The organism is Lentzea sp. NPDC036949, assembly GCF_055608075.1.
On the sequence record NZ_JBVJRA010000014.1, the window covers coordinates 196432 to 215808 of the forward strand.

A 19377-nucleotide genomic window follows, 5' to 3' on the forward strand; every position below is an offset into this window, starting at 1 on the left:
GAACCTCTGTTACAAGGACGGCGATGAGAACTACCGCGATCATGGCCCTGGTCCTCGGCCTCACCGCCGCACCCACGGCGGAAGCCTCCAGCACGCCGGAAGCACGCGTCTGGGTCACCACCCCGGACCGCGCCGAACTCCTGCACGAACGCCCCCGCGTCGCATTCGGCACCACGCCGTCGGACCACCCGACGATCGTGGTCGACCCCGGCCGCGACCACCAAGCGGTCGACGGCTTCGGCGCGTCCATCACCGACTCCAGCGCCGAAGTCCTCCACGGCCTCACCCCCGCCCTGCGCGCGGACACCATGCGCAAGCTCTTCGACCCCCACACCGGCATCGGCATCAGCTTCCTGCGCCAGCCCATCGGCTCCTCCGACTTCACCGCCGCCCCCGAGCACCACACCTACGACGACGTACCGCCCGGGCAGACCGACTTCCCCCTCCGGCACTTCACCATCCGCCACGACGAAGCGAAGATCCTCCCCTTGCTGCGCGAGGCGAAACGCCTCAACCCACAGCTCAAGGTCATGGCCACGCCCTGGAGCCCGCCCGCGTGGATGAAGACCGGCGACTCGCTCATCGGCGGCCGCCTCAAGGACGACCCGCGCATCCACGACGCCTACGCCCGCTACCTGGTCAAGTTCGTCCAGGCCTACACCCGCGCCGGCGTGCCGATCGACTTCCTCTCCGTGCAGAACGAACCGCAGAACCGCACACCGGACGCCTACCCCGGCACCGACATGCCCGTCGCCGACCAGCTCAAGGTCATCGAAGCCCTCGGACCACAACTGCGGGCCGCCAGCCCCCGCACGAAGATCCTCGCCTTCGACCACAACTGGGCCACCCACCCCAACGACGGCACCGCCGAAGCCGACTACCCCCACCAGGTTCTGCGCGCCAAAGCCGCCAGGTGGGTCGCCGGCACCGCCTACCACTGCTACTACGGCGACCCCAGCGCCCAGACCGCACTGCACAACGCCTTCCCGCACAAGGGCATCTGGTTCACCGAGTGCTCCGGCTCCAAGAACGCCACCGACCCACCCGCCAAGGTCTTCAGCGACACGCTGCGCTGGCACGCCCGCAACGTCGTCCTCGGCACCACCCGCAACTGGGCCCGCAGCGCCGTCACCTGGAACATCGCCCTCGACAGCACCGGCGGCCCCCACAACGGCGGCTGCACCACCTGCACCGCCCTGGTCACCGCACACCCCGACGGCACCGTGACCACCGACGCCGAGTACTACACGATCGGCCACCTCGCGAAGTTCGTCCGCCCCGGCGCCCGCCGCATCGCCAGCACCTCCTTCGGCACCACCGGCTGGAACGGCCAGATCATGGACACCGCCTTCCGCAACCCCGACGGCTCCACCGCACTGGTCGTGCACAACCAGAACGACGACCCCCGCACCTTCGCCGTCAACACCGGCGACCGCACCTTCGAGTACACCCTGCCCGGCGGCGCACTGGCCACGTTCACCTGGCCCGCACACCACCGACTCCGCGGCAACCACGACCCCGTCCCCCTCACCGGCGCCACCGCCACCTCCTCCACCGGCGAGAACGCCGCACTCGCCGTCGACGACGACGCCTCCACCCGCTGGACCACCGAAACCACCCAGGCACCCGGCCAGTACCTGCAGATCGACCTCGGCCGCAACCGCGACTTCCGCCGCGTCGCCGTCGACAGCGGCGCCAACCTCGGCGACCACGCCCGCACCTGGCAACTGGACGTGAGCCGCGACGGCACCACCTGGCACACCGTCGCAAAAGGACAGAGCACCGGCCAGCTGACGAACATCGACGTCCGCGGGAACGCCCGATTCCTGCGGATCACCTCCACCGGCACCGCGAACAACTGGTGGAGCATCGCCGACATCCGGCTCTACCGATAACACCCACCAGCGCCCGAACCCCTGCAAGGAGCGCTCATGTCCCGAGAAAAACACCGCTGGCACAGCGCCGCACTGATCTCCGCCGTCCTGGCCGTCACGGCAGGCACCCACCTCGCCACCCCGGCAACAGCAGCCACCACCGCCAACGTCTGGCTGACCACCGCCGACCGCTCCAACCTCCTGCGCCAGCAAGCAGGAGTCGCATTCGGCAACGGCGGCAGCGGACCGGTCATCACCGTCAACCCCAACTCCACTCACCAGTCCATGATCGGGTTCGGAGCCTCCTTCACCGACTCGGCCGCGTGGAACATCTGGAACTCACCACGCCGCGACGAGATCATGACCAACCTGTTCCACCCGAACACCGGCATCGGCCTGAGCTTCCTGCGCCAGCCGATCGGCGCCTCCGACTTCTCCCGCAGCTTCTACACCTACGACGACGGCGCACCCGACCCGACGCTGTCCCGGTTCTCCACCGCACGCGACAACGCCTACGTCCTCCCGCTCCTGCGCCAGGCCAAAGCACTCAACCCGCAGATCAGCACCATGGCCACACCGTGGAGCGCCCCCGCGTGGATGAAGAACAACAACAGCCTCATCCAGGGCTCCCTCAACGACAGCCAGATCAGCACCTACGCCGACTACCTCGTCAAGTTCACCCAGGCCTACCGGGCAGCAGGCGTACCGATCGACTACCTCAGCGTCCAGAACGAACCCAACTTCGAACCCCCCGGCTACCCCGGCATGCGCATGTCCGCCCAGCAACAGGTCACCGTCATCAACACCCTCGCCCCCAAACTGCGCGCAGCCGGCCAACAGACCCGCCTGCTCGGCTACGACCACAACTGGGACGACACCACCTACCCCCAAACCGTCAACAACGGCGCCGGCACCAACGTCATCGGCTCCGCCTGGCACTGCTACGGCGGCAACCCCGGCGGCCAGTCCGTCGTCAAGAACAACCAACCCGGCAAGGACATCTTCTTCACCGAGTGCTCCGGCACCCGCTCCGCCACCGACGCCGCCACCTTCCGCGACACCCTGCGCTGGCAAGGCACCAACCTCGCCATCGGCGCCACCCGCAACCACGCCCGCACCGTCGCCCTCTGGAACATGGCACTCGACCAGAACAACGGCCCCGTCATCGGCAGCTGCACCAACTGCACCGGCGTCGTGACCACCAACGGCTCCACCACCACCTACAACGCCGAGTACTACGTCCTCGGCCACCTCGCCAAGTTCGTCAAACCCGGCGCCGTCCGCATCGACTCCACCGGCTACGGCGACGGCGGCATCCAGAACGTCGCCTTCCGCAACCCCGACGGCTCCATCGCCCTGGTCGCCCTCAACACCGGCGCCGACCAGAACTTCCAGGTCTCCTACGGCGGCCAGACCTTCGGCTACCGCCTCCCCGCCGGCGCCATGGCCACCTTCACCTGGCCCGGCACCCTCGACCCCGGCCAACCCGGCACCCGCACCGGCCCCGTCACCGGCCTGGGCGGCAAGTGCCTCGACGTCACCGACGGCTCCACCGCCAACGGCAACCAGCCCCAGCTGTGGACCTGCTCCCCCGGCCCCAACCAGACCTGGACCCTCGCCACCGACGGCACCGTCCGCGGCCTCGGCAAGTGCCTCGACGTCACCGGCAACTCCACCGCCGACGGCGCCCCCGTCCAGCTGTGGGACTGCTTCGGCGGACCCAACCAGCGGTGGACCGCCTCCGGCGACACCCTCGTGAACGCCGGCAGCAACAAGTGCCTCGACGTCACCGGCAACAACACCGCCAACGGCGCGAAGCTGCAGATCTGGACCTGCACGGGAGGGGCCAACCAGCGCTGGACCGTTCCGGCCTAGGACGCTCCGACGGCCGTCATCCCCCGCCTGACACCGCGGGATGACGGCCGTTCAGCCCACCGAACGATGCCGCCGAACGCCGCACCCCATACCGTGGGAAGCCGTGAAGACGCTCGCAGTGGTCGCGGCCCTCGTCCTCGTCGGCGCGGGGTTCGTGGTCGCGATCCGCTACTTCGGCTGGTCGGAGATCACCGGCAAGGCCTGGTCCGTCACCTACGAGGTGACCGGGCCGGGGTCCGCGCCCGTCGCCCTCCGCTACACCGAGAACCCCGACACCCGCAAACGGGACGCACCGCGGACCGTCGACGCCACCGGGGTGGTTCCGTGGACGACGGACGTTGTGATCAACTCGGGGCAGAAGGCGGAGGTGACCGCCACGCCGTCCGGGAACGAGGCGTTGACGTGCCGCATCCTGCTCGACGGCGAACGGGTGTGGGCGAGCGCCACTGCTGCTCCCGGACAGGCGGTGACCTGCACGAAGGTGACCGACAGATGAGGCATTGGTTTTGGTCAACACTGAAGTAATAGAGCAGATCACACAAACCACCGTCCACCGCGTCGAGGCGCTCGGCGGCGGCACCTACAACCGGGTCTTCCTCGTCACGGCGGCCGAGGGCGAGCTCGTGGTCAAGATCAGTCCGGGTGAGCAGCCGGGGTTGACCTACGAGCGGGACCTGGTGCGCACCGAGGCGCTGTTCTGCGCGCTCGGGGCGCGGGTCGCGCCGGTGCCGCAGGTCGTGCGGACCGACTTCTCGCGCTCCCACGTCGACGGCGACGTGCTGGTGACGACGAAGCTCGAAGGGACTCCCCTGTTCGGACGGTCCGGTGTGGACCGCGATGCCGTTCAGGAACAGCTCGGTGCGGCCGCGCGGGCGTTGCACACGATCGAGGGACCGGGGTTCGGCTACCCGCAGCTCGGGCTGCACGAGACGTGGTCGCAGGCGTTCACCGCCATGGTCGAGGCCGTGCAGGCCGACGCGGAGCGCTACGGCGTCGCGTTGCCCCGCATCCCGGTCGACCGGCGGCTGTTCGACGAGGTGCGGACACCGGTGCTGGTGCACTTCGACCTCTGGGACGGCAACGTGCTCGTCGACCGCGGGCTGACCGGGATCGTGGACGGCGAACGCGCGTTCTGGGGTGACCCGGTGGCCGACCTCGTGTCGCCGGCGCTGTTCGGGACCGTCGGCGAGAGCTTCCTGAAGGGGTACGGGCGGGCGCTGACCGACAGCGAGCACGTGCGCCTCGCGGCCTACCGGGCGTACCTCTACGCGATCATGCTCACCGAACGGGTCCCGCGCGGCAGCACCGACGACGGGTTCGAGCGCGTGATCGCCGAAGCGCTCGACGCGGCCGTCCGCGAGCTCGGGTAGCACCGGCAAGATCGGCCCGCCCCGGCGCGCGGAGCGGATCTGGGAAGCTTGACGTGTGCGCGTGGCGTTGCTGGGACCGCTTAGGGTCGAGGAGGACGACGGCACACCGGTCGACATCGGTGGTGCCAGGGTCAGGATGCTCCTCGCCCGGCTGGCGCTCGACCCCGGCCGGCCGGTCTCGCCGGCCACGCTCATCGACGACCTGTGGGGTGAGCAGCCGCCCGCGGACGCCACGAACGCGCTGCAGTCGCTGGTCTCGCGGCTGCGGAAGGTCTGCCCGGACGTGGCGCTGGAGCCCGGTGGGTACCGGCTCGCGGTCGCGGCGGAGGACGTGGACGTCGTCCGGTTCGAACGGCTGCGCGCGGCCGGGCGGCTCGACGAGGCGCTCGGGCTGTGGCGGGGCGAGGCGCTGGCGGACGTGCGGGAGGCGCCGTTCGCGCGGATCGCGGCGGCCGAGCTGGACGAGGCGCGGCTGAGCGCGGAGGAGGACCGGTTCGACCGCGGTGAGCTGGACGTCGCGAAGCTCGCCGCGCTGCACGAGCGGTACCCGTTGCGCGAGCGGCTCGCCGGGCTGCTGATCAGGGCGCTGTGCGCCGACCAGCGGCAGTCCGAGGCGTTGCAGGTCTACGAGGACGTGCGCCGCACGCTCGCCGACGAGCTCGGTGTCGACCCGTCGCGGGAGCTGCGGGACGTGCACCTCGCCGCGTTGCGGGGCGAGCTCGCGCCCAAGCCGGTCGCCGACCGGTTGCCGGTGCGGCTCACCAGCTTCGTGGGACGGGACGAGGAGCTGCGCCGCGTCGGCGACCAGCTCGACCGGGCGCGGCTCGTCACGCTGGTCGGGCCCGGCGGTGCGGGCAAGACGCGGCTCGCGACCGAGGCGGCGGTGCGGCACCGGCTGCACGCCAGGGGCCGGGTCTGGTTCCTGCCGCTGGCCGGCGTGCGGGCGGCCGACGACCTGGTCGGCGCGGTGCTCAGCGCGTTCGACCCGAACTTCACCACCGGCGACCCGTTGCGCAGGGGCAGCGACGGCATGGACCGCATCGCCGAGGCGCTCGCGGCGGGTGAGTCGCTGCTGGTGCTCGACAACTGCGAGCACCTGGTCGAGGCGGCCGCCGAGTTCACCGGCCGGCTGCTGCGGCTCGTGCCGTCCGCGCGGGTGCTCGCCACCAGCCGCGAACCGCTGGCCATCGAGGGCGAGTCGCTGTGCCCGGTGGGACCGCTCGCCGTGCCGGACGGCCGCGCCGACCTCTCCGGGTACGGCTCGGTGCGGCTCTTCCTGGACCGGGCGATCGCGGTGAAGCCGGGCTTCCGGCTCGACGAGTCCACCGCGGACGCCGTCGCGCAGATCTGCCGCCGCCTCGACGGCATGCCGCTCGCGCTGGAGCTGGCCGCCGCACGACTGCGGTCGATGACCGTGCACCAGATCACCCAGCGGCTCGACGACCGGTTCCGGCTGCTCACCTCCGGCAGCCGCACCGCGCTCCCCCGCCAGCGGACGCTGCGCGCGGTCGTCGAGTGGAGCTGGGACCTGCTGACCGAGCAGGAACGGGAGCTGGCGCGGCGGCTGTCGGTGTTCCCCGCAGGCGCCGACCTCGCCGCGATCGAGCAGATCTGCCGGCACGACCTGTACGTGCTCACGTCGCTGGTCGAGAAGTCCATCGTGGACGTGCTCGACCACGACGAGCCGCGCTACCGGATGCTGGAGACGATCCGGGTGTACGCGGCCGAGCAGCTCGCCGCGTCCGGCGAGACCGCCGAGGTGGTCGCCCGGTTCCGCGACCACTACCGGAGGCTGACTGAGGACTGGGAGCCGCTCACCCGCACCGCCCGGCAGCTGGAGGTCATCGCCGGCTACGAGGCCGAGCACGACAACATCGTGGCCGCGTTGCGCGGGGCGGTCGAGGACCAGGACGCCGACGCGGCCGCGGGCCTGCTCACCGCGGTCTTCTGGTACTGGATGGTGAAGGGCGACAGCAAGCGGGCGGACACGGCGGTGGACGACGTGCTCGCGTTCGGCGACCGGCTGCCCGCCGACGTCCGGGCGGCGCTGACCGCGATGCGGCTGATGATGCAGGTGATGCCGGGGGTGCCGGACGCGGCGGAGACGGCGGCGGTCATCGAGGACTGCGTGCGCGCCGAGTCCATCGAGAGGTTCCCCGCGCTGGCGATCGCCCTGCCGATGCTCGCGTTCGTCAGCAAGAACAAGGACCTCGCGCACCGGGAGGTCCAGCGGGCGGCGGGCAGCTCCGACCCGTGGGCACGGGCGGGCGCGGAGTGGGCGCGCAGCTTCCTGCTGGTCGACGACGGCGACCTGCACGGCGCGGCGGCCGCCCGCGAGCGGGCCTACGAGCTGTTCAGCGCCACCGGCGACCGGTGGGGCACGGCGATGTCGCTCGGGATGAAGGCCGCGTTCGTCTCCCAGACCGGCGACAACCTCGGCGCGATCGCGTTGTACGAACGGGGTCTCGCACTGGCGCAGGAGCTGCGGTCCACGGAGGACGCCGTGCAGCAGCACTGGCGGCTCGCCGTCGAGTACGCGCGCCTGGGCGACCTCGGCGCGGCCCAGCGGCAGCTCGCCGAGGCCGAGCGGTTCGTGCAGGAGACTGGCAACGAGCAGATGTCCGCGATGATCCTCTACGCCAAGGCGGAGATCCGGTTGCGGTGCGGTGCCGTCACCGAGGCCCGCGAGCTGGCCGAGAGCTTCCGCGTGCGCGGCACCGCGGCGGCGCTCGGCGCGTTCGGCGAGGAGTGGTCGGCGATGCTGGAGGCCCGCATCGCGCTGGCCGAGCACCGCTTCGCCGACGCCGAGCAGGGCGTCGCGGTGGCGGTGGAGACGACGTCGGCGCGCAGCGACATGCCCGACCTCGCCGCGGTCACCGAGATCCTCGCCCAGGTGCGGCACGGCCAGGGCGCAGGCGACGTGGCGCTGCGGCTGCTCGCGCTCGTGAAGCTCCTCCGCGGCGGCCTCGACCTCGGCGACCCCGGCGTGCGGGGCCTGATCGCCGAGCTCGGGGAACCGGACGCGGCGCGGGTGCCGAAGGACGACGCGCTGCGGGAGATCCGCAAGGAGGCGGGCCTGCCCGGCTGAGCGGCCCGCCCCTCCTCCGCTCAGACCCGCCTGCGGTAGGCCCACATCGCCGCGGGGAAGAACACCGCCACCACGCCGACCATCCAGATCAGCGACCCGGTCAGCGGCCCCGCGATCGGCCCGCCGTTGAGCAGCCCGCGCAGCGCGTCGGCCATCAGCGTCACCGGGCTGATGTCGGCCCACGCCTTGAGCCAGCCCGGCATCGTGGCGGTGCCGACGAACACGTTGCTGCCGAACGTCAACGGCATGATCAGCACGAACATCATGCCCTGCACGGCCTGCGGCGTCTTGAGCAGCATGCCGACGAACACCGACGCCCAGCAGAAGCACAGGGCGAACAGGATGCCCAGCGCCACCGCGACCAGCAGCTCCACCGGGCCGGTCTGCACCCGGTAGCCCATGATCGTGGCGACCACCAGCAGCACCACGACGCACACGACGTACCGCACGACGTCGGCCAGCACCGCGCCGATCAGCGGCGCGGACCGCGCGATCGGCATGGCGCGGAACCGGTCGAACACGCCCTTGGACGCGTCGGTGTTGAGCTGCACGCCCGCGGTCATGCTGCCCTGCAACAGGTTCATCACCATGATGCCCGGCACGAGCACCTGCAGGTACGCGTCGGTGCTGCCGGCCAGCGCTCCGCCGAACAGGTAGGTGAACATCAGCAGGAAGATGATGGGCGCGAGCGTCACGTCCATCAGCTGCTCCGGGTTCTTGCGGATCTTGAGAATCCCCCGCCACGCCAGGGAGAACCCGTGGCGCACGCCCTTGTCGAACGCGATCGTGCTCACACCAGGCTCCCTTCCGGCGCGGCGGTGCCGGCGGCGTCGGTCTTCTTGCCGGTCAGCGCCAGGAACACCTCGTCGAGCGACGGCAGCCGCAGCGCCAGCTCGTCCGCGGTGATGCCGGCCTCGTCGAGCTTGCGGACCAGCGTCGACAGCAGCACCGGGTCGTCGACCGGCGCGGTGAGCAGCCCGGTGTCGTCGTCGCGCGACGGCCGCGTGCCGGTCAGGTCGCCGAGGATTCGCTGCACCACGTCGAGGTCGTGCACCGACGTCGGCCGCACCTGCAGCGTCTGGCTGCCGACTCGGCGCTTCAGCTCGTCCGGACGTCCCTCCGCGACCACCCGGCCGTGGTCGAACACCGTGATCGTGTCCGCCAGCTGGTCGGCCTCCTCCAGGTACTGCGTCGTCAGCAGCACCGTCGTGCCGTTCGCGACGAGCCGCCGCACGACCGCCCACACCTCGTTGCGCGCGTGCGGGTCCAGGCCGGTGGTCGGCTCGTCGAGGTACAGCACCGCCGGGTCGCCGACCAGGCTCGCCGCCAGGTCGAGCCGCCGGCGCATGCCACCCGAGTACGTCTTGGCGGCCCGTCCCGCCGCGCCGGTGAGCTCGAACTGCTCCAGCAGCTCGGCCGCCCGCGCCCGTGCCCCCGCTCGGGAGTAGTCCATCAGCCTCGCCAGCAGGACCAGGTTCTCCGTGCCGGAGAGGTCCTCGTCCACCGACGCGTACTGCCCGGTCAGCCCGATCAGCCTGCGCACCGCCACCGGGTCCTTCAGCACGTCGTGCCCGCCGACCGTGGCGTGTCCCGCGTCCGGGCGCAGCAACGTGGCCAGCACCCGCACCGCCGTGGTCTTGCCCGCGCCGTTCGGCCCGAGCACGCCCACGACCTTCCCCTCCGGCACCTCCAGGTCCACCCCGTCGAGGGCTTTGGTCTCCCCGTAGTGCTTGACCAGGCCCTCTGCCCTGATCGCCAGTGACATCTCGCGTTCCTCCCTGTGTCGGGAGCAACTGTGCGCCCGCGCGCTGTCAGCGCGCTGGTAACGAGCTGTCAGCGACTGTCAGGGCTGGTCAGGGCCGGTGAGGGCCGGTGAGGGCCCACCAGTTGGTCATGCCGGGCACGGCGGTGCCGCCCCGGCCCGCCTGGAACAGGAACCCGGCGATCCCGGCCGCGCCCTGCATCCAGCCGACGCCGGGCGGCAGCAGCGGCTCCTGCGCGCGGTGCTCGGTGAACCGCCAGCAGACGCCGCCCCCGTCCGGCACCGCGCGGTCGACCAGCACGTCGGCGAGGTGCAGCGCGAAGTCCCGCTCCCCCGCGTCGAGCAGCAGCGCCCCCACGCCCGCCGTGCCGCAGCACCGCCCGTCGTTGTCCCAGAAGCCGGGCCGCAGCCGTTCGGGCAACCCGCAGGTGCGCACGGTGCGCGTGCACCGCCGCCGCAGCTCCGCGGTCGTCCGACCGGCCACCTCGGACACCCCGGCGTGCTCCAGGGCGTTCCACAGCAACGCCGTCCCGGCCGGTCCGTGGCACCAGCCGTAGCTGTACTCCTCGAAGTCGTCGCCGAGCCGCGGGATCCGCAGCGGCACCCGGAACCCGCCGCCGGTGAGGTCGGCGAGCGCCACGAGGTGCCGGGCACCGTCGAGGGCGGCAGCGACCCACTCCGGCCGGCCGAGCTCGGCCCCGGCCAGTGCCAGCGCCGTCGCCACGCCCGCCAGCCCGTGGGAGAAGTTCGGCATCTGCCGTTCGACCGGGGAGAACCGCGGCGGCACCATGCGCCAGTTCAGCCCGGACGGCACCTCCTCGCGTTCGGCCAGCAGGATTCCGGCCGCGACCTCGGCCAGCTCGTCCGCCTCCGCGCCGTGCCGCCGCGCCCACACCGCGCCGAGCAGCACCCCGGCGGTGCCGAGCACGACGTCGCTGACCCGTGCGCCGTCGAGGTAGCGCGGCGGCCCGATGGCGGTCTGCGGCCAGCCGTCCGGCGTGACGAGCGCCAGCAGCCGCGCCACGGCGGCGTCCGGGGCCGGCTCGCCCAGTGCGGTCAGCGTGCCGATCGTGCTGACCAGGCCGTGGAACAGGCTGCAGTCCGCGCTCGTCGCGATGCCCGCGGTGACCTGGGCGCGAATCGCGTCGGCCAGCCGCTGCTCCTCCGCCGTCCACGCCCGCACGGCCCTGACCTCCGCCAGGGTCAGCGCCAGTCCGCCGACGCCGTCGTACATGCCGTCGCGGTGGTCCGGGTCGGCCTCGGCGCCCGGCGACGGCGGGACGGCCGCGGTGCCCTCGTCGTACCGGACCTGGTCCAGCACCCACCGCCAAGCGGCCTCGGCGGTGCCGAGGTAGGTCTCGCTCATCACACGATGATCACACCTCCGCCGCTCTCACACGGGCTTTGTCCCGATCACCACCGTGCAGTAGTAATCGTCCGACGTCGTCACGCGCGCCACCAGCCCGTGCTCGGTCATCGCCGCGGCGGTGAGCGGTGCCTGGTGCTCGCTGGTCTCGATCAGCAGGTGACCACCGGGCGCCAGCCACCCCGGTGCGGCGGCGGCGACCCGCCGGTGCACGTCCACGCCGTCGGAACCGCCGTCCAGGGCGACCAGCGGCTCGTGGTCGCGGGCCTCGGGAGGCATCAGCGCGATCTCGTCGGTCGGCACGTACGGCGCGTTCACCACGAGGACGTCCACCGTGCCGCGCAAAGTCTCCGGCACCGGGTCGAACAGATCACCCTCGTAGACCCGGCCCCGCCCGGCGAGGTTGCGGCGGGCGCAGGCGACGGCCGCGGGCTCGATGTCGGCCGCGTGCAGCTGCGCGCCCTCGACCTCGGCGGCGACCGCCAGCCCCAGCGCCCCGGCGCCGCAGCACAGGTCGAGCACCACCGCTCCTGGCCCGGCCAGCGCCACGGCGTTCTCGACCAGGAACACCGACCGCTGCCGCGGTACGAACACCCCGGCGTCGACCAGCACCCGGTGGCCCCGGAACTCGGCCCAGCCGACGATCACCTCCAGTGGCTCGCCCGCCACCCGGCGGCGCACCAGCCCGTCCAGCTCGGCGGGCGTGGCGGCGGCGTCGAGCAGCAGGCGCGCCTCGTCCTCCGCGAACACGCACCCCGCCGCACGCAGCGTCGCGACCACATCGATCATGGCCGCATTTCTACCAAAGGGCCGCGCGGGACAGCCCGCTCACACCTGTTCCACGCGGCCGTCCCCTGGCGCGGTCAGCCGCTCCACGACGTCCGTCCCACCTCATCGACGAGCGAGCAGCTCCAGCGTGTCGACCACGCGGTGGGAGAAGCCCCATTCGTTGTCGTACCAGGCGACCACCTTGACGTGACGGCCGTCGACGCGGGTCAGTTTCGAGTCGAAGATCGAGGAGGCCGGGTTGCCGGTGATGTCGGACGACACGAGGTCGTCCTCGGAGTATTCGAGGACTCCGGCGAGGTCGCCCTCGGCCGCGGCTCGGTAGGCGGCGAGCACGTCGTCCCGGGTGACGTCGCGGGTCACCGTGGTGTTCAGCTCCACGATCGAGCCCACCGGGACGGGAACGCGGATCGCGTCGCCGGACAGCTTGCCGTCCAGGTTCGGCAGGACCAGTCCGATCGCCTTGGCCGCGCCCGTGGTGGTCGGTGCGATGTTGACGGCCGCGGCGCGGGCACGGCGGGCGTCGCGGTGCGGGCCGTCCTGGAGGTTCTGCTCCTGGGTGTAGGCGTGCACGGTGGTCATGAAGCCGTGTTCGATGCCGGCGAGGTCGTCCAGGACGGCGGCGAGCGGTGCCAGGGCGTTGGTGGTGCACGAGGCGTTCGACACGATCACGTGCGACTCCGGGTCGTACAGGTCGCTGTTCACGCCGTAGGCGAGGGTGATGTCCGCGCCTTCCGAGGGCGCGCTGACCAGGACCTTGCGGGCACCGGCGTCGACGTGGGCGGTGGCGGCCTTCGCCGCGGTGAAGCGGCCGGTCGACTCCAGCGCGATGTCGACGGCCAGCTCCTTCCACGGCAGCTGTGCCGGGTCCCGTTCGGCGAGGACCTGGATCCGGCGGTCGCCGACGACGAGGGTGTCACCGTCGACCTCCACCGGCCGTCCGAGACGGCCGGAGGTGGTGTCGAACTTCAGCAGCCGCGCCAGGGCGGCGGGTTCGGTCAGGTCGTTGACGGCCACCACCTCGAGGACGCTGTCGCGTTCCAGCAAGGCGCGCAGCACGTTGCGCCCGATTCGGCCGAACCCGTTGATGGCGATGCGAGTCAAGCGACTGTCCCTTCGAGTTCACTGGTGCGGAGAGGAATCAGGGGCGCGCGGTCGCCGGCGCCGTGGAGGTGCGGACGGACCGGCGCCGACCGGCGAGCAGTGCGAGCGCCGCGCCGGTGAAGAACGCCACCGAGGCGATCAACGCCGAGGTGTGCAGGCCGTCGTACATGCTCGCCGAGGCGACGGTCAGCGTGCCGAACAGGGCGACACCGACGGCGTTGCCGATCTGGCGGGACACGTTGAAGACCGCCGAGGCGACACCGGCCTTCTCGCTCGGCGCGGACTCGATGATCGCGGCGGTGGCGGCGGGCACCGTGGACGGTGTGGCCAGACCGGTCGCCACCAAGGCGAACAGCAGCGCGACGTACGGGGTGTCGGGCCCGGCGACGAGCCAGCCGAGGAACCCCGCGGAGCCGAGCAGCATCGCGGCGGCCATGGGTTTGTAGGGCCCGTAGCGGGCGGTGAGCCTCCCCGAGACAGGACCGGCGACCAGCGCCATGCAGACCGTGGGCAGCAGCATGAGGCCGGTGGTCATGGCGTCGTAGCCCCGCTGCTGCTGGAAGTACAGCGTGGAGACGAACAACATGCCGTAGTAGCCGAGGTTCAGCAGCACCCCGATCGCTGCCGTAGCGGCGAAACCGCCGTCGGCGAACAACGACGGCGGCAGCAGCGGTGAGGCGTCGTTGCGGTCGAGACGCCATTCGGTGAGCACGAACGCCACGACGGCCGCGGCGCCGATGACGAAGGAGACCACGACGACGGTGGACGTCCAGCCGGACGTGCTCGCCTCGTTGAGGGCTCCGGCGATGCCCGTGAGGCCGATGACGGCGAGCACCTGGCCGAGGACGTCCATCCGCCGGGCGGTGCCGGAGGTCGCGGGGGACGGCACGTGCCGCAGGGTCAGCACGACCGCCAGCGCGGCCACCGGGACGTTGAGCCAGAACACCGCGCGCCAGCTCAGGCCCGACACGAGCAGGCCGCCCAGCACCGGTCCCGCGGCGAACGCCACCCCGGCGACACCGGCCCAGAAGCCGAGCGCGCGGGCCCGGACGGCGCGGTCGGGGTAGGCGGCGGCGAGCAGGGCGAGCGAGGTCGGCACGAGCAGCGCGGCACCCGCTCCCTGCAGGAGCCTTCCCGCGATCAGCGCGCCCGGTGACGCCGCGAGGGCGCAGACCACCGACGCCGCGGTGAACCCGGCGAGACCCACGAGGAAGATCCTCCGGTGGCCCAGCCGGTCCCCGAGGCCGCCACCGAGGAGCAGCAACGCGGCGAAGACGACGCTGTAGCCGTCGACCGCCCACTGCAACGCCGACGGGCCCGCCTGCAACGACCGCTGGAGGTCCGGCACCGCGACGGTGACCACGGTGACGTCCAGCATCACGAGGAAGTAGCCGAGGCTCAGCGCGATGAGTGGGGGCAGTGCCAGCGCGGGCGGCTCCGTGCGCTGCGGGACGCGGATGCTCATGCGGCCAGTCTGTGACGAAAACACTTCGTCGCCCGTCTAAGTATCGATGTCGTACCGTCGAGGTGTGCACTCCGAAGACACGAAGTCCGACCCTGACATCGCGCGAGCGGCGGCGCTCATCGCGGACGGTTCTCGTGCGCGGATCCTCAAGGCGCTGTGCGACGGCAGGGCGATCACCGCGACCGTGCTGGCCGACGAAGCGGGTGTCAGCGGCCCCACGGCGAGCGCCCACCTGGCGAAGCTCGTCGACGCGGGTCTGGTCACCTCCCACCGCGACGGCCGCAACCGCCGCTACCGGCTGGCCCGCGCCGAGGTCGCCGAGGCGTTGGAGGCACTCGCGGTGATCGCACCGCCGCTGCGGGTCAGGTCGCTCAAGCAGAGCGTCCGCGCGGACGCTCTGCGCAGGTCGCGCACCTGCTACGACCACCTCGCCGGCCAGCTCGGCGTCCACCTCATGGGCGTCCTGCTGGAGACGAAGGTCCTCGTCGGCGTGGACGGCGCGGACGGCACGCACCACCCGGCCACCGCGGCACACGACCGCGCGGCCTCCTACGGCCGCGACCACCGGTACGAGCTCACCGACGAGGGCGCGGACACGTTGCAGACACTGGGGATCGACGTGCGGGAACACGCTCGGCGGCGACCACTGGTCCGCTACTGCGTGGACTGGAGCGAGGAACGCCACCACCTGTCGGGGGCCCTCGGAGCGGCCATCGCACACAGGCTGTTCACCCTCGAATGGGTTCGGCACGGCGTGAGCCCGCGGGTCGTGCACCTCACCAAGGCGGGCGCCAGCGGTCTTTCCCGGACTTTCGGACGGCCTTTCGAGATGGTGCCCGCAGAATTGCCCGACCAGCCCGAGCGCACTCTTGTGCGGTAGCTCACACTTCGGTTCCGGAGAGCACTCGAAGTGCTACCCGTGGTAACTTCAGAATCGATTCGGGCAGTGGTGGGGAAAACCTTCGCGGGGGGAATCGAGAAGTGTCTGAATTGTACACGAGAACCGACGTCTTATCCGATTCATCCACGTGCTCCGTGCTGCTGGCCGATCACGATCCCATCTCCCGGCACGTGCTCGCCGCCAGGCTCAGGACCTGCTGCAACCGGATGAAGCTGATCGGAAGCGTGGACAGCCTGGTTCCGGTGTCGCACTGGCCGCGATTGACCGAAAAGACCGTCGTCGTCATGTCGGTGTATTCGCGTGAGGACGTCGAGCGGACGGTCCTCGAACTCTCCTCACGTGGAATTCGGATTCTTCTCCTGGTCTCGAGGGTCGACCGGCAATCGGTCGAATGGGCGTTGTCGATCGGCGCCACCGGATGCGTCGTGAAAGACACGGAAATGGGGGGCCTCACCGACGCCGTGCACGCGGTGGCGGGTGGCTATCTGCTGTTCTCACCGGAGCTGGCCGCACACCGCGGGCCGATGGGTGTCGCGCCGCCCGTCCTGCTCCAGCAGCCCAACGCCGGCCTCACCGACCGGGAACACGAGGTCCTCAGCCTCCTGGCCGACGGGATGAGCACCGTCGAGGCGGCGCGGTCGCTGGGCGTCTCCCCGGCGACGATCAAGAGCCACGTCTCCCACGCGCTGCCCAAGCTGGGAGCGCGCAACCGGCTCGAAGCCGTTCTCCTGATCCGCAACAGCACGAGGCCGTACCACCCGGCGCGGAACTCGCGGACCGCGTGACCCGCCCGCTCCGCACCGGGTGCGGTCATCGGCGACCGTACCGGGCGACGGCGCTGGCCAGCGCCGAGAGCGCGGCGTGGTCAGCGTGTTCCGCGACGCCGGCACCCCAGTGCACCGAGTCGCCCAGCGACACCTCCAGGTAGACGGCCGTGCGTGCTCCCATCGCGTGCTCGACCCTGTCCAGCACGCGGCAGGGCCGGCCGCGTGCCGCGAGTGCGGCGAGCGCTTCGGCCTGACCGGTCACGTCCGGCACACCGAGGACGACGGCGGGATCGAGCCCCAGCCCGTACTCCCGGTCGAACAGCTCGCGGATCAGCTCGGGCGTGACCTCTCCGCCCACCGCGTCGGTCCTGGCCTGGACCACGGCCGAGAAGTCGATCTGCATCCGCCTGGGCAGGTCGAACCCGTGGTGCTCCTTCATCAGGAAGGCCACACCGCCCTTGCCCGACTGGCTGTTGACCCGGACCACCTCCTGGTAGGTGCGTCCGACGTCGTGCGGGTCGATCGGCAGGTAGGGCATCTCCCACGGGCCGTGCTCGGCCGGTACGCCCGTGAGCGCGGCGTTCGCGCGTTGCGCCTCGAAGCCCTTCTTGATCGCGTCCTGGTGCGACCCGGAGAACGACGTGAACACCAGGTCGCCCGCGTACGGGTGGCGTTCGGGCACCGTCATCTGGTTGCAGTAGGTGTAGACCCGCCTCACCTCGTCGATGTCCGAGAAGTCGATCATCGGGTCGACGCCCTGCGCGAACAGGTTCAGCCCCAGCGTCACCAGGTCGACGTTGCCCGTGCGCTCGCCCTGGCCGAACAGACAGCCCTCGACGCGGTCCGCGCCGGCCATGATCGCGAGCTCGGCGGCGGCGACCGCGGTGCCCCTGTCGTTGTGCGGGTGCGCGGACAGGCACACCGACTCGCGGCGTGACAGGTTGCGCGACATCCACTCGATCCGGTCCGCGTAGACGTTCGGCGTCGACCGCTCCACGGTGGCGGGCAGGTTGAGGATGATCTCCCGGTCGCGTTCCGGCTGCCAGACGTCCATCACCGCCTCGCAGACCTCGAGCGCGAAGTCGAGCTCGGTGTCGGTGAAGATCTCCGGCGAGTACTCGAACCCGAGCGCGATCCCGTCGTCGAGGATCTGGTCCGCGTGCTTGAGGACGGTCCTGGTACCGGAGACGGCGATGTCCTTGACCTGTTCGCGGTCCGCGCGGAACACGACCCGCCGGAACAGCGGGGCCGTGGCGTTGTACAGGTGCACCGTGGCCTTCGGCGCGCCCCGCAGCGACTGCAGGGTGCGTTCGATGAGGTCGTCCCTGGCCTGGGTCAGCACCGAGATCGTCACGTCGGCGGGGACCAGCCGGTCGGTGATGATCGACCGGACGAAGTCGAACTCGGCCTGCGACGCCGCCGGGAAGCCGACCTCGATCTCCTTGTAGCCCATGCTGACCAGCAGGTCGAACAACGCACGTTTGCGTCCGGGCGCCATCGGGTCGATCAGGGCCTGGTTGCCGTCCCTCAGGTCGGTGGACAGCCACCGGGGCGCGGCCGTGATGGTCCGGTTCGGCCAGGTCCTGCCGGGCAGGTCAACCCGCTGGGCGGGGACGTAGCGGCGGAAGGGCATTCCGGACGGGCGCTGCGGCGTGCGGTGTGCCGCGATCGGGGTCTCCCCGGACGCGGTGGCGGGGCGGGTCATCGGTCTGCCCCGAGCGCGGTGCCGATCCGGCCGACGGCGTCGGCCAGCACCTCGCGGGACGTGGCGAACGACAGCCGGACGTGGCCTTCGCCGCCCTCTCCGAACGCCGACCCCGGCGTCACCGCGACACCCGCCTCGCGCAGGAGCCACTCGGTGAACCGCGCCGAGTCGCCGCGGCCGGTCCCGCGGATGTCGGGGAACACGTACAGCGCACCGTCCGGCACCGCGCACGTCACCCCGGGCAGACCGTTGAGGCCGGCCACGAGCAGGTCGCGCCGTGCGGCGTACTCGGTGGTCATCGCCGTGATCGGTTCCTGGGGCCCGGTCAGCGCCACGACCGCGCCGCGCTGGGCGAACGAGCTCGCGCAGCCGACGGTGTGCTGCTGCACCTTGAGCAGCTCGGCGATGATCTCGGTCGGACCGGCCACGTACCCCAGCCGCCAGCCGGTCATCGCGTACCCCTTGGAGAACCCGTTGACGGTGAGCGTCCGCTCGGCGCCACCGGGCAGCGCGGCCGGGCTCAGGTGCGGGCGGTCGGCGTAGGTGATCTTCTCGTAGATCTCGTCGGAGATGATGACGAGGTCGTGCTCCTGCGCGAACCGGACGAGGGTGGTCAGCTCGTCGGCGTCGAGCAGCCGGCCGGTCGGGTTGTTGGGGGTGTTGACCAGCACCGCCCTCGTCCTCCTGGTCAGCGCCTGTTCCAGTGCGCCGGCGGTGAGCCGGAACCCGTCCCGCGCGCTCAACGGCGCCGGCACGGGACGGGCCCCCGCGAGGTGCGCCATCGCCGCGTAGCTGACCCAGCTCGGTGTCGGGACGATCAGCTCGTCACCGGGTCCTGCGACGGTCAGCACCGCACTGGACAGCGCGTGCTTGGCCGACGGTGTGACGACGACGTCCCGCATCGGGTCCACCAGCAGGTCGTTGTCCTTGGCGAGCTTCTCGGCGATGGCCTCCAGCAGCTCCGGTGTCCCCCGGCTGGGCGTGTAGTGCGTGAACCCCTCGCGCAGCGCGGACACGGCCGCGTCCGAGATGTGCTCCGGGGTGTCGAAGTCCGGCTCCCCTCCGCCGAGGTCGAGCACGTCGGCGCCCTGTGCGCGGAGCTCGCGCACGAGGTCGAGCACCGCGTAGGTCGCTGATTTCTGGATGTGGTCGAACCGCGTCGCCACCCTGGGCATGACTCTTCCTTCCACCGTGTCCGCGTTGCAGGGGTGACCAGACCTAGGGCCTGTGTCGGGGTCCCGTTCGATGAGAGTCGCGCCTGAGGTGGTTCCTGGGGCCGCCTCAGGCCCGGCTATCGCGAACATGGACTTCGAC

General features: G+C 71.5%; 15 protein-coding genes. 7 read left to right on the forward strand and 8 right to left on the reverse strand.

The window, feature by feature from the left end; genetic code table 11:
• Nucleotides 1-23: 23 nt before the first annotated feature.
• The 5 genes from ACZ7CD_RS32780 (at nucleotide 24) to ACZ7CD_RS32800 (ending at nucleotide 8207) form a co-directional block, all read left to right on the forward strand.
• Nucleotides 24-1895 carry a discoidin domain-containing protein gene (locus ACZ7CD_RS32780; protein WP_470380433.1) on the forward strand — a complete coding sequence of 624 codons (1872 nt, stop codon included), beginning with the start codon at nucleotides 24-26 and terminating at the stop codon, nucleotides 1893-1895.
• Between the two features lie 36 nt (nucleotides 1896-1931).
• Nucleotides 1932-3749, forward strand: coding sequence for a ricin-type beta-trefoil lectin domain protein (locus tag ACZ7CD_RS32785; RefSeq protein ID WP_470380434.1), 1818 nt, complete (start codon nucleotides 1932-1934; stop codon nucleotides 3747-3749).
• A gap of 103 nt (nucleotides 3750-3852) precedes the next feature.
• Nucleotides 3853-4245, forward strand: a complete 393-nt coding sequence (locus ACZ7CD_RS32790) for an MmpS family transport accessory protein (protein WP_360389149.1) — start codon at nucleotides 3853-3855, stop codon at nucleotides 4243-4245.
• Between the two features lie 10 nt (nucleotides 4246-4255).
• Nucleotides 4256-5119: a phosphotransferase family protein gene (locus ACZ7CD_RS32795; protein WP_470380435.1), complete on the forward strand. Its 864-nt coding sequence runs from the start codon at nucleotides 4256-4258 to the stop codon at nucleotides 5117-5119.
• A gap of 61 nt (nucleotides 5120-5180) precedes the next feature.
• Nucleotides 5181-8207, forward strand: coding sequence for an AfsR/SARP family transcriptional regulator (locus tag ACZ7CD_RS32800; protein WP_470380436.1), 3027 nt, complete (start codon nucleotides 5181-5183; stop codon nucleotides 8205-8207).
• A 20-nt stretch (nucleotides 8208-8227) separates the two neighbouring features.
• Here the strand turns inward: ACZ7CD_RS32800 and ACZ7CD_RS32805 are convergent, their stop codons facing one another.
• The 6 genes from ACZ7CD_RS32805 to ACZ7CD_RS32830 all read right to left on the reverse strand — a co-directional run bounded on the left by ACZ7CD_RS32805 (nucleotide 8228) and on the right by ACZ7CD_RS32830 (nucleotide 14690).
• Nucleotides 8228-9001, reverse strand: a complete 774-nt coding sequence (locus ACZ7CD_RS32805) for an ABC transporter permease (RefSeq protein ID WP_360389157.1) — start codon at nucleotides 8999-9001, stop codon at nucleotides 8228-8230.
• Nucleotides 8998-9972, reverse strand: coding sequence for an ATP-binding cassette domain-containing protein (locus ACZ7CD_RS32810; protein WP_360389160.1), 975 nt, complete (start codon nucleotides 9970-9972; stop codon nucleotides 8998-9000). Before ACZ7CD_RS32810 ends, ACZ7CD_RS32805 begins: the two co-directional genes overlap by 4 nt.
• A gap of 88 nt (nucleotides 9973-10060) precedes the next feature.
• The gene (locus ACZ7CD_RS32815; protein ID WP_470380437.1) at nucleotides 10061-11335 is read right to left on the reverse strand and encodes a lanthionine synthetase LanC family protein; all 1275 of its coding nucleotides are present in this window, start codon (nucleotides 11333-11335) and stop codon (nucleotides 10061-10063) included.
• Nucleotides 11336-11362: 27 nt separating this feature from the next.
• On the reverse strand, nucleotides 11363-12124 hold the full coding sequence (locus ACZ7CD_RS32820) for a putative protein N(5)-glutamine methyltransferase (RefSeq protein ID WP_470370490.1): 762 nt from the start codon (nucleotides 12122-12124) through the stop codon (nucleotides 11363-11365).
• Nucleotides 12125-12226: 102 nt separating this feature from the next.
• Entirely contained in the window at nucleotides 12227-13225 is a 999-nt protein-coding gene (gene gap, locus ACZ7CD_RS32825) for a type I glyceraldehyde-3-phosphate dehydrogenase (RefSeq protein WP_360389169.1), read from the reverse strand.
• A gap of 37 nt (nucleotides 13226-13262) precedes the next feature.
• A complete protein-coding gene (locus ACZ7CD_RS32830) occupies nucleotides 13263-14690 on the reverse strand; it encodes an MFS transporter (RefSeq protein ID WP_470380438.1) in 1428 nt (475 codons plus the stop codon).
• A gap of 64 nt (nucleotides 14691-14754) precedes the next feature.
• Between ACZ7CD_RS32830 and ACZ7CD_RS32835 the strand changes: the two genes are divergently transcribed.
• Both ACZ7CD_RS32835 and ACZ7CD_RS32840 read left to right on the forward strand, forming a co-directional pair.
• The gene (locus ACZ7CD_RS32835) at nucleotides 14755-15570 is read left to right on the forward strand and encodes an ArsR/SmtB family transcription factor (RefSeq protein ID WP_458431874.1); all 816 of its coding nucleotides are present in this window, start codon (nucleotides 14755-14757) and stop codon (nucleotides 15568-15570) included.
• A gap of 155 nt (nucleotides 15571-15725) precedes the next feature.
• A complete protein-coding gene (locus ACZ7CD_RS32840; protein WP_360389178.1) occupies nucleotides 15726-16376 on the forward strand; it encodes a response regulator transcription factor in 651 nt (216 codons plus the stop codon).
• 25 nt (nucleotides 16377-16401) lie between these two features.
• On the opposite strand, the gene leuA is transcribed toward ACZ7CD_RS32840, so the two are convergent.
• Together leuA and ACZ7CD_RS32850 are read right to left on the reverse strand one after the other, a co-directional pair.
• On the reverse strand, nucleotides 16402-18063 hold the full coding sequence (gene leuA, locus ACZ7CD_RS32845) for a 2-isopropylmalate synthase (RefSeq protein ID WP_458431873.1): 1662 nt from the start codon (nucleotides 18061-18063) through the stop codon (nucleotides 16402-16404).
• Complete coding sequence (locus ACZ7CD_RS32850; protein ID WP_470380439.1) at nucleotides 18060-19238, reverse strand: pyridoxal phosphate-dependent aminotransferase; 1179 nt, start codon at nucleotides 19236-19238, stop codon at nucleotides 18060-18062. Before ACZ7CD_RS32850 ends, leuA begins: the two co-directional genes overlap by 4 nt.
• Nucleotides 19239-19377 lie beyond the last annotated feature (139 nt).